Source organism: Paenibacillus alvei DSM 29 (assembly GCF_000293805.1).
GTDB classification, from domain to species: Bacteria; Bacillota; Bacilli; order Paenibacillales; family Paenibacillaceae; genus Paenibacillus_B; species Paenibacillus_B alvei.
On record NZ_AMBZ01000004.1, the window covers coordinates 461,064 to 473,159 of the forward strand.

Annotated in this window: 4 protein-coding genes; all 4 read left to right on the forward strand. The window is 52.4% G+C overall.

The genetic code is table 11. The features are described 5' to 3' along the window. The first annotated feature begins 266 nt into the window (after positions 1 to 266). From addB to PAV_RS37870, 4 genes are read left to right on the forward strand one after another with little or no spacing between them, the layout of a single operon-like run. Positions 267 to 3,875, forward strand: a complete 3,609-nt coding sequence (addB, locus tag PAV_RS15835; protein WP_005547914.1) for a helicase-exonuclease AddAB subunit AddB — start codon at positions 267 to 269, stop codon at positions 3,873 to 3,875. Continuing rightward, positions 3,856 to 8,193 carry a UvrD-helicase domain-containing protein gene (locus PAV_RS15840; protein WP_005547916.1) on the forward strand — a complete coding sequence of 1,446 codons (4,338 nt, stop codon included), beginning with the start codon at positions 3,856 to 3,858 and terminating at the stop codon, positions 8,191 to 8,193. Before addB ends, PAV_RS15840 begins: the two co-directional genes overlap by 20 nt. A gap of 36 nt (positions 8,194 to 8,229) precedes the next feature. Then, positions 8,230 to 9,429, forward strand: a complete 1,200-nt coding sequence (locus tag PAV_RS15845; RefSeq protein ID WP_005547917.1) for an exonuclease SbcCD subunit D — start codon at positions 8,230 to 8,232, stop codon at positions 9,427 to 9,429. Next, positions 9,426 to 10,841 carry an AAA family ATPase gene (locus PAV_RS37870; RefSeq protein WP_051135139.1) on the forward strand — a complete coding sequence of 472 codons (1,416 nt, stop codon included), beginning with the start codon at positions 9,426 to 9,428 and terminating at the stop codon, positions 10,839 to 10,841. The genes PAV_RS15845 and PAV_RS37870 overlap by 4 nt, the downstream gene beginning before the upstream one ends. Positions 10,842 to 12,096 lie beyond the last annotated feature (1,255 nt).

Here is a 12,096-nt window from a genome sequence, read left to right on the forward strand (position 1 = left end):
TCGAATTAGAGGGTATGTTGAACATGAGCCTCGTCTTCGATCCCGCCTTCCTCGTAAAATGATGTCTATCACAGGAAGCGATTGGCGAATATCGGCATCTTTTCCAAACATGTGTTCTATCGACAGATTGGATTATGGTATAATGAAACCTAATGCTAGAATCGGCTGTATTCGAAAATATATACCATTTATTGGTTTGATTATAGTTTATCACATCGTGGCAAGCAGATGCCATGAATCGTAATCAGGGAAATGGAGGGATCACTTTGCCGTTGCATTTTGTCATCGGTCGTTCCGGCAGTGGCAAGACGGAGCATGTATTGAGACAAGTACGAGATGAGCTTCGGAGTAAAGCGGACGGGACTCCGATCATATGGATAGTGCCTGAACAGGCAACTTTTCAAGCAGAACATGCGCTCATTCGCGAGGAAGGAATCGCGGGCATTATGAGAGCGCAAGTGCTGAGCTTCCGTCGTCTTGCGTATCGGGTAATGCAGGAAACGGGCGGCACAGCACTGACTCCTATCAATGAAGAAGGCAAGAAGATGCTGCTGTACAAAATCTTGCAGCGCCGCAAGTCGGATTTGCCTTTATTCGCTGGTGCGGCGGAGCAATTTGGATTTATTGAGAAACTAAATGATCTCTTTGATGAAATGAAGCGATATCGAGTGGAACCCAGTGAGGTGGATGAGCATCTCGCTTTTTTGGATGCGCATATGACCGGCCAGCCGCTGCTGTCCGCGAAGTTGCGAGACATATCCAGCATTCTGCACGAATTCGAATCGGAATTGGCTGGCCGCTATTTGGATGGCGAAGATGTGCTTGCCAAGCTGTCCGAGGGGGTTGCAGCATCGAAGTATGTAAAGAATGCCGATATTTGGATTGACGGGTTTCATGGATTTACCCCACAGGAATATGCAGTTCTCGCTTCCCTTATTCTTCATGCGCCTAATGTGAACGTGACGCTGTGTCTGGACAAGGCGTATGAGCTAGGCGAGGTTCCGCATGAGCTGAACTTGTTCCACCCGACGGCTACTACGATGCTGAAGCTGCGCGAAATCGCCGACACCCTCGGTGTAGAGATCGGGCGCATCACGAAGCTGGAGCCGCAGGAAGATCCGCTTCCACGTTATGCGGCATCGCCCATGCTCGCTCATCTGGAGCGGAACTTCGAGCGCAAAGTAAAGTATCGCGAGTCGGAAAATGCCGCCGCGGCAAGCAAGATCAAGGATGGGCATCCGCCTGCCCGTAAAGATGAACAAGAGATTACCGTGCAGGCTGCTGTTCATCGCCGCGCAGAGGTTGAAGCGATAGCTAGAGATATGCTGAGCCGTGTGCGCAATGAACAAGTCCGCTGGAGAGACATGGCGGTTATGGTGCGAAATATTGCGCATTATGGCGAGCTGATTGATACGGTGTTCACGGAAGCGGGGATTCCATACTTTACGGATCAGAAGAAATCAGTTTTACATCATCCTTTTGTCGAAATGACGCGGGCTGTGCTTGATATATTGATAGGCAATTGGAAATACGATGCTGTATTTCGATTTGTCAAAACAGACTTTCTGCTGCCTGACGACGCCTCGATAACAAGAGAGCATTTTGACAAGCTGGAGAACTATGTGCTTGCTTGCGGCATTGAAGGGACGATGTGGACGAATAAGCGTCCGTGGCCCGCGATTCCAGACCTGTCGCTCGATCCGGATCATGCTGACGGAGCGGCGGAGCGTACGGAAGAAGAAGCCGATGCTGCGGAAAAACCAAAACATGCGCCAGAATGGGTGGAGCATTGCCGCAGCATCATTGCCGAGCCGATTGCCGAGCTTGCACGCTCGATGAAGGCAAGCTCGAATGTGCGAGGCATGTGCGAAGCCCTGTACTCCTTCTGGATGGCGCTTGGCGTACCTCACAAGCTGGAGCGCATGAGTCAGGATGCTCTGCTTGATGGGGATGTCCAGTTATCGCGGGAGCATCGGCAAATATGGGGCTCGCTCTTAGACATTTTGGATCAAATGGTTGAAATGGTTGGCGAAGAGAAGATGAGTATAGAATTGTTCGGCGGCATGCTCGATACTGGATTCGAGAGCATCAAAATGGCGCTTGTGCCGCCTGCGCTTGATCAGGTGCTCATTGCTTCGATGGATCGGACAAGACCAGGCCAAATTATGCATTTATATATGTTAGGCGTAAATGATGGCGTTATACCAGCGCGGCCGATTGAGGATGGAGTGCTCACCGAGCATGAACGGGATACGCTGCAGCAAATTGGCATGGAGCTTGCGCCGGGCGTTCGCCGCAAGCTTTTGGATGAGCGTTTCTTAATCTATCAATCTTTTGCTACTCCAAGCAGAAGTTTATGGATTAGTTATGCGCTCGCTGATGAAGAAGGAAAGACCCTGCTGCCGTCCGAGGTGGTGCGGCATGTGCGCAGCATGTTCCCGCGTGTGCAAGAACGGCTCGTCATGGCTGAGCCGAACGAGTTTATGAATGAACAGGAGCAAGCGGAATTCGCCGTCTATCCAGAATCTGCGCTCAAGCACTTGATCGTCCAGCTGCGTCAATGGCGTCAAGGAAGGCCGATCGCTAATGTGTGGTGGGATGTATACCGCTGGTTTGCAGCGCAGCCAGCTTGGCATGATCGACTGAAGGTGCTGATGAGCTCACTCTTGTATCGCAATCAGGCAGAGGCGCTAACTCCGGTAACGAGCCGTCACTTGTACGGCACTGCTTTGCGGACGAGTGTGTCTCGCATGGAGCGTTTCGTTGCCTGTCCATTCTCGCATTTCGCTTCCCATGGCTTAAAGTTGAAGGAGCGTCGAGTATATCGATTGGAGGCGCCGGATATTGGGCAGTTGTTCCATGCGGCACTCAGCCGTTTTGCGATAGATTTGCAAAGCTCGAACCGCACATGGGCGGCTCTGTCTGCGGATGAATGCCGGGCAGAAGCGGATCGCATTGTAGATATGCTTGCTCCAAGGCTACAGGGGGAAATCCTGCTGAGCTCGAAGCGCTATGAGCATATTTCCCTCAAGTTGAAGCGAATTGTAGGACGTGCGGCTTCTGTGCTTGGGGAGCATGCGCGAAGAGGCCGTTTTGAGCCGATTGGGCTGGAGTTGGATTTTGGGCCAGATAAGCTGCTGCCGCCGCTTCGCTTCACACTTAGCAATGGATGCACGATGGAGATCATCGGCCGCATTGACCGAGTCGACAAGGCGGAAAGCGAGCGAGGCGTTCTTCTGCGGGTGATCGATTACAAATCAAGTGCGACAGATTTGAAGCTGCAGGAAGTGTATTATGGGTTGTCGCTGCAAATGCTCACTTATTTGGATGTGTTGATCACATATGCGGAAATGTGGCTTGGAACGGCGGCATTGCCTGCAGGCACACTCTATTTCCATGTTCACAATCCGCTATTGCAGGCTGCGAATGGAATGAGTGTGGAGCAAGCTTACGAGCAAATGATGAAGAAATATAAAATGCGCGGACTCGTCCTAGCGGATCGAGAGGTAGTGTCCTTGATGGATGAGCCGCTTGAAAAAGGATATTCGGACGTTCTTCCCGTAGCGGTAAAGGCGGACGGTTCGTTTTACAGCAATGCCTCTGTTGCAACTACAGAACAGTGGGATATGCTGCGCGGAACGGCACGCCATGTGATTCAAGATATCGGAACCCGCATTACCGATGGCGACGTTCGCATTGATCCGTATCGCCTTGGTACAAAGAAGGCGTGTGATTTTTGCAGCTATAAACCTGTATGCCAGTTCGATGAGTTGACCGAGGGCAATGAATATCATGTATTGCCGCGGATGACGAAGGAAGAAGTATGGATGAAGATGGAAGGAGGGGAAGACGAGGATGGATCAGCGCGAAAATAAGAACGAAAGTGAGATTCTGGACGATAAGCAGGATCTGGAGCTTGATTTGCTGGATTGGGTATCGTCTCGTTCGGATGAGAATCAGGCATCGTCTACAGTAAGGGTGCTTCCAGGCAAGCCGAAAGGGAGCACCTGGACAGACGAGCAATGGCGCGCTGTCGTCGACGGGGGGCAAAATGTGCTTGTCGCTGCTGCGGCCGGTTCAGGGAAAACAGCTGTGCTCGTTGAACGCATCATCCGGACGATTCGTGATGAGGAGCATCCTGTTCATGTCGATCAGCTGCTTGTCGCAACGTTTACAAAAGCGGCCGCATCTGAAATGAGAGAGCGGATTCGGCTTGCTCTGGAGCGGGAATTGGAGGCAAAGCCGGATTCAGAGCATCTTCGACGTCAGCTGGCGCTATTGAATCGTGCTTCCATCACAACGCTGCACTCCTTCTGCCTTGAAGTGATTCAACGTCATTTCCAATCTGTGCAGCTTGATCCGGCTTTCCGGATTTCGAATGAAACCGAGACAGAGCTGCTGCGGCAGGATGTATTGGAAGAATTGTTCGAGCAGCGCTATGCAGACGGACACGTGGAGTTCAAGCGAATGGTTGATTGGTTCAGCGGAGAACGCAGCGATGAAGCTGCATTTCGCTTAGTTCAACAGCTGTATGACTTCTCGCGCAGCCACCCTTGGCCGGATGATTGGATGAAGGAAATGGCCGCTTCGTTCGAAGTGAAATCGGTGGACGAACTGGGTCGTACGCCTTGGGTGGCGAGCGTCATGCAGGATGCACGCTTGACCTTGAACGGAGTTGTAGAGCTGCTGCGGCAAGCGTATCGATTGTTGGATGCCCCTGGCGGACCTGAACCGTATCGGGAGGCACTTATTCAGGAGCTGTCAGGAGCAGCGGCCTTGGCCGAGGCGGCTGAGAATGAACCGTGGGAGAAGCTGCATGCTTCATTTGATCTGCTGTCGTTTGGTCGATTGGCTGCGTGCCGGGGGGATAAGTATGATAAATCGCTGCAGGAGCAGGTAAAGCGTCTTCGCGATCAAGCAAAAGCTCGGCTTCAGCAGTTGCGGGACGAATTGTTTCGCAGAACTCCGGAGCAATTTTTGCAGGAACTGACTGTCATTGCACCAGTTATGCATACGCTCGCGGATGTCGTGATTGAATTCGGCATACGCTTCGAGGAAGCCAAACGCAAAAAGGGATGGCTTGATTTTTCAGATTTGGAGCATTATTGCCTCCGCATTCTACGTGATCCGAGCTCGACGCCGGATCACACCATTCCATCCGAAGCAGCCAGACAGTATGAAGAGCAGTACGTTGAAATTTTACTTGATGAATATCAGGATACCAATATGGTTCAGGAAGCGATTGTGAATCTGATTACGCGTTCCGGCGCAGGTAATCGCTTTATGGTTGGAGACGTGAAGCAAAGCATTTATCGCTTCCGTCTTGCTGAGCCAGGGCTGTTCCTGAGCAAATATGAATCGTATTCTTTAGACAGCAGCGAGCATAAGGGAATCCGTATTGACTTGGCGCGCAACTTCCGCAGCCGACAAGGGGTCGTCGATGCAGTCAATATGCTGTTCCGACAAATTATGAACGAGCGAGTCGCTGAGCTGAAATATGATGAGTCCGCTGAACTTGTATGCGGCGCTTCCTACCCGACGTTGGAGGATATCAGCGAGGAATTGCGCGCCGCTCAGCGGGAACCCGATAGCGAGCAGCTTGCAGAGCGCCAGAACTATGCAACCGAACTGGTATTGATTGAGAAGGCGAGCGCAGGGGCAGACACGGAGGCTGCTGCAGATGAGAATGAGGATGAAGAGTCGGATATGGATGGATCCTCAGCGACTTCGCTTGACCCGGCTGAAATGGAAACAGCCCGCCTCGAAGCGAGGGCAATTGCAGGGAGAATCCGCAGACTGCTTGGGGATGAAGGGACAGAACCGTTTCTGGTCTACGACAAGCACTTGAAGCGTATGCGTCCGGCGACGTATCGGGATATTGTGATATTGCTGCGAGCGACACAAGCCTGGGCGCCGCTCATGGTAGAGGAGCTTAGATTGGAAGGCATTCCTGCATATGCCGAGTTTAATACGGGCTATTTCCAAGCTACCGAGGTTGAAGTTGTGTTGTCATTGCTTCGCGTGATTGATAATCCGCAGCAGGATATCCCGCTGGCGGCTGTTCTTCGCTCGCCTATCGTTGGACTTACGCCAGAAGAGCTAGCACATATTCGGCTTGTAGGGAAAGGAATCTCCTTCTATGACGCAGTATGCAGAACAGTGCAAGATGAGGGGGGAAAGCAAGCTGGAAACGATGCCTCAGAGGCTTTAGACCTGCAGGACAAGCTGTACCGCTTCCTATACAAGCTGGAGCATTGGCGAATAGCAGCTCGTCAAGGAAGTCTATCGCAGCTTATTTGGCAGCTGTACCGGGAAACAGGCTACTATGAATGGGTAGGTGGATTGGCAGGAGGCATGCAGCGCCAGGCCAATTTGCGTGCACTGTATGATCGGGCGCGTCAATACGAATCCTCCTCCATTCGCGGTTTGTTCCGTTTTCTTCGCTTTATTGATCGTATGCGCGACACAGGCGGGGACTTGGGAACTGCCCGCGCATTAGGGGAGCAAGAGGATGTTGTCCGGATTATGACCATCCACAAAAGTAAAGGCTTGGAGTTCCCCATTGTTTTTGTTGCGGGACTATCGAAGCGTTTCAATCAACAAGATTTGAATTCTTCCTTTTTGGTGCACAAGCAGCTTGGCTTTGGGCCGAAGTTCGTTGATGAAGAGCTTCGAGTTTCTTATCCGACGCTGCCAAACTTGGCGATTCGCAGACAAATGAAGCTTGAGCTTCTCGCAGAGGAGATGCGTGTCTTATACGTCGCCTTGACACGGCCTAAGGAGAAGATGATTCTAATCGGCACCGTCAATGATCCAGAGAAGGCCATTCGCGAGTGGGGAGAGGCTCTTGATGTAGAATCCCTGCTGCTGCCTGATTACATGGTTGCGCGGGCACGTTCCTACATGGATTGGATCGGCCCGTCTGTCATTCGTCACAAGTCTGCTTCTGAATGGCGCCGCTATGCGGGACTTCCGAATCGCAATGGCGAATGCCTGTTGGAGGATCAATCGGAGTGGCGCCTGTCGATTATGTCCGCAGCAATTCTTGCTTCAGGCACCGCAATTGGCGGGATGGAACTGGATGAAGATAAGGCAGATCTGCTTGCAGCATTGGCGCGGCTGGAAGTGCAGGAGGAGATGCCGGCAAGTGATTGGCAGGCAGTATTGGATGAACGCCTTAAATGGCGTGATCCGAATCGGATTGCTAGCCTGCTGCCCGCCAAGACATCGGTGACGGAAATGAAGCGGATGGCAGCATCAGAAGAATGGCCGGCTGATCAATGGGTTGCTGAGCCTGACACTGAGCTTTTACCTATGTTGGAAGAGATAGTGGAAGGCGGAGCTTCAATCGAAAATGCTCCATCCTTGGTGATACCGAAAGGGGACAGTGCATCCGCATCTTCTCCTGCTAACAGCGAAGAGGGATTCACCCTGCATTTGCAACGCCCTAAATTCATGGAGGCAAGCAAGGTGACACCTGCGGAACGGGGAACCATGTATCATTTGCTCATGCAACATATGCCTCTTCATTCGGATGTAACAGTAGATACGGTTAGAGCTACGCTGCTGCACTTGGTTCAGCATCAATATATGTCTGATAAGCAGGCGGAAGCAATCGATCAGGCTGCGGTTGCTGGCTTTTTCCAAAGCGAGGTGGGCCGTCAATTGGTTCAGGCATCATGGGTGAAGCGGGAGCTTCCATTCAGCTATGGGCTGACGGCAGCTGAAGTGTACACAATTGAGCTGACGAGACAGCTGCATTTCGGTTCTGGAAAATTGACGCTTGAGCAAGACAACATTGAGCCGGATTCTGTTGAGCAAGGGACACAGTCTGGAGAGGTTGATTCGGTAGAGATAGTGAAGGAAAACAGCCGCCAACAGGAGAAACAGTCAATCGAGCGCTTTGTCGCAACCTCCACCTTCGCGGCACGAGATGCTTCTGGCTTGCTTGACGAGGAGACGGTGCTCGTCCAAGGGGTCATTGATTGCATGTTCGAGTGGGAGGGACAGCTCGTGCTGCTTGACTATAAGACCGATAAGGTGCTTGAGGATCGGGGCGGTCTGAAGGCCTTGACGGAGCACTATCGCTTCCAGTTGAATTTATACGCGCGCGCAATTGAGCAGATCTTCCATCGCCCAGTCGACCGCAAGGTGCTGTACTTTTTCGATGCAGGGCAGGCATGTGAACTGTAATCAATTGTTATCGCAGATAGGGAAGGAGAGACAACCATGCGTATCTTGCATACGGCGGATTGGCACTTTGGGCGAACGCTGGAAGGGAGAAGCCGTCTGAATGAGCAGGCAGCTTTTGTTGATGAATTCGTGCAGCTCGCGGATGAGGAGCAGGCAGACCTAATCTTGATCGCAGGAGACATATATGATTCAGTCAACCCGCCGGCAGCGGCAGAGCAACTGTTCTATGAGGCGGCTGCTAGATTGTCGCGCAGCGGCCAGCGGCCGGTAGTGATTATATCCGGTAACCATGATCATCCAGATCGGCTGTCTGCGTCTGCACCGCTCGTTCATGAGCTTGGCGTAACGCTGATTGGGCAGCCAACTTTAGAAGCAGTTACAATCCATTGTGCCAGAACGGGGGAAGATGCAGTTATTGCAGGGCTGCCTTATCCGTCTGAGGCGCGATTGGGAGAACTGCTTACCTCTTCAAATGAAGAGCATGAGCTGCGCAGCGCATACAGTGCGAAAGTGGGTCAGCTGCTGCAGCGTCAGGCTATGCATTTCCGTCCATCCGCAGTGAATCTGATTATGAGTCATCTATATGTCCTTGGCGGATTGGAGACGGATTCTGAACGTCCTATTCAGGTAGGGGGAGCATATACGGTCGATCCAAGTGTATTCGCCTGTTTGGGGGCTCCTGCAGCGCCGCAGTATAGTGCGCTCGGCCATTTGCATCGGCCGCAGGCAGTCAAGGGGCCTGGTGTAATTCGGTACAGCGGATCACCGCTCGGCTACAGCTTCTCTGAGGCTGGTCAGGCGAAGTCGGTAACTTTGCTCGATCTGGCTCCGGGCATGGAGGCTATGCCGCAGGAGCGATTCCTGTCTTCGGGCAAGCCGCTCATAGAATGGAATGTGCGCGGCGGATATGAAGAAGTGCTCCGTTGGATTGAGGAAGGTAGAGATGCTGGGGCATGGCTGGACGTTCGTATTCATCTTACGGAAGCATTGACTATGGAACAAATTCAAAAGCTGCGCCGGATACATGAAGGGATCGTCAATATTCGTCCCATTTATCCAGAAATCGAACGAATAGCAGCAGAGGAAGGAAGGCGCAGTGAACTCCCTGTGCATGAACTGTTTCGGCGATTCTATGAACGTCAAACTGGGGGAGCCAAGCCCGACGATGCACTGGTTGACTGTTTCCTGGAATTGATTGGAGAAGACGGATTGGAGAAGGAAGGTGAAGGCGCGTGAAGCCAATCGAGCTGAAGCTTGCAGGATTGCAAAGCTATCGAGAAGAGCAGTGCCTCGACTTCCGGACACTGTGCGAAACCGGACTATTCGGCATATTTGGCCCGACAGGAAGCGGCAAATCCACAATATTAGATGCGATGACGCTTGCGCTGTACGGGAAGGTGGAGCGAGCAACCAATGGTACACAGGGCATTTTGAATCAGGCGGAAAATCAATTGTCTGTGGCTTTTACGTTTGAGTTGAACGGTGCCGGTGAACATAGAATGTTCCGCGTTGAGCGGAGATTCAAGCGTACAGGCGATATAACGGTCAGCAATACGGTCAGTCGATTTGTCGAGATAACATCGGAAGGTGATGTTGTCTTGGCTGATAAGCTGGCTGAGGTGACACGCTGTGTAGAGCAGCACATTGGGTTGAAAATGGATGATTTTACTAGGGCAGTCGTCCTTCCGCAAGGGAAGTTCGCAGAATTTTTGTCGCTCAAGGGAAGCGATAGAAGGCAAATGCTTCAGCGCCTCTTCTCGCTCGAAAAATATGGAGACGAGCTTTCCGCACGTATTTCCCGCCGAGCGAAGGCAGCCGAAGCTGAGCTAATGGCTTATTCGGCTGAGCAGCAGGGCTTGGGGGATGCGTCGAAGGAGGCTTTGGCTCTGGCAGAGCAGGTGCTGACTGAAGCGTCCCTGCATGCTGAGCAAGCGAAGGAGGCGAAGTTAGCTGCTGATCGCCAATACCATGAGATGGCTGAACAGCGTGATCTCCAGCAGGAGCATGCGCGCATCTCCCTAAGAATGGCTGAACTACATGCTGAGGAGCCGATGCGTGCGGATGAAGAGTTAAAGCTGAAGCGAGCGAAAGAGGCAGAGCGGATTGCTCCCATGGCATTAGAAGCGGAGCAGTTGAATGTGAAGCAGAACATGGCTGAGGAGGAGCGTAAAGCGCATGAGGAACAAGCTCGTCTAGCAGTGTTTGCAGCAGAGAAAGCGATGTCCGATGCAGAGGAAGCCAAGAGGATTCAGGAACGCGAGGAACCGGAACTGCTGCGACGAAGCGAGCAGCTTCAGGAGGCCGTTCGCCTCCAGCATGAATGCGATCGTCTGCGCAAGGAGGAAGGCGAGTGGAAGCTCCGTATGGAGAACGCGCATGCGCGGTATACCGCTGCTGCCTTAGAAATAGAGCGATCAGAGCAGTTGGTGAAAAAGGCGGGGTACGCCAAGAGGAGCTGCGGACAATACTTGCGGCTCATCTTAAATCGTCAGAGGAGCAGGAGCAGTTCCATCAAGCCGTATCTCACTATGATAAGATTTCGTTCATGGGGGAGCGTTGTAAGGAGCTCGAGCATACTCGGGTCAAGCATGAATCGCAGACGAATGCAGTCCTCCACAAACTCCAAGACAAGCTGGGAGAGCTGCTGACAGCTGCCGGGGCGATTCGGAACAATATGGAAGATGGGCTGCCAGCAAGGACAGATTGGAGACGAATTCGGGAGCAATTGTCACGGCTCTTGGAGAAAATTGATTCAGCAATGGAGCAAGAGCGTCAAAGCCAGTGGAAGGAAGCGGCGGAGCGGATGGCGGTTCAGCTCGCATCTTCATTGGCGCCTTCCAAACCTTGTCCGGTGTGTGGATCGAAGGATCATCCAGCTCCTGCCCATAAGGAAGGAAGCGCGGAGCTCGCTGTTGATGGAAATGAGCGCTGGCAGCAATGGGAGCAACTGAAGAACTTGTCCAGCCGATTATTGCTGGAGGCGGATACTGAAGCAGCACGCAGCCGTGAACAGTTCGCATCCTGGATGAACCGGCTTCAGGAAGTGTCTGAACGAGCGTCGCAGCTGATGCAAGCACATTTGTCGAGGGCTGCTGAAGAAGGCGGAGCGGATACGGTTCAATTTCCGTGGAGAGACTCGATAATCGAGCTTGCTGCTGCACAGTCATTCACGAAAGACGGAGAGATATGGTTCGATGGCAAATCAGAGGGTTCAACGGTTGTAGAACATGCGCAGTTCCATTCAGCAGCAGGATTGTCTTCGCCCGAGGAAGTAGTGATAAACGACTTGTCTGTAGTGAGAGCGGAATTGAAGTCTCTGCAGCATGACATGCAATCCTATATTCAGCATACTCGAGAAATGGAAGGGCATATGGATCAGTTGCTGAAGGATGCTGAAGGCAAGCAGTGGGAGCTTCAGCAGCTGTCGTTAAGCTATCAATCGGCCGAGGCATCCTTGCGAGAGGCGGATGGCGCGTGGAAGGAAGCCAAGGATGCACTTTTGAAACAGCGCGAGGCATGGAATGCTCGCTATGTGGCATTTCAATGGGAATTCGAACAGATGGAGACCCTGCAGCAAGAATGGAATGCGAGAGAGGCCGTTGTCAGCGACTGTCGAGAACGTCTGGAGAAGAGCGCAGTATATTTGGAAGAAATGAAGGAACGCATCCTACAGTACACCCAGCAGCGACAAGCTGCGGAAGTGGAGCGCGTTAACGCACAAGCAGAGTGCAACGGTGTTACACGCATGCTGGCTGATTATGAGACACGCTTGAAGCCATGGCTGCAAGAGCAATCGCTTGAAGAGCTTGCAGCAGCAACGTCAGCACGTCTTGCTGAATTGCGCGAGATAGCAAAGCGCACAGCAGATGTGGCAGGTCGTGCTCGTGCAGCCAGCGAGGCTGC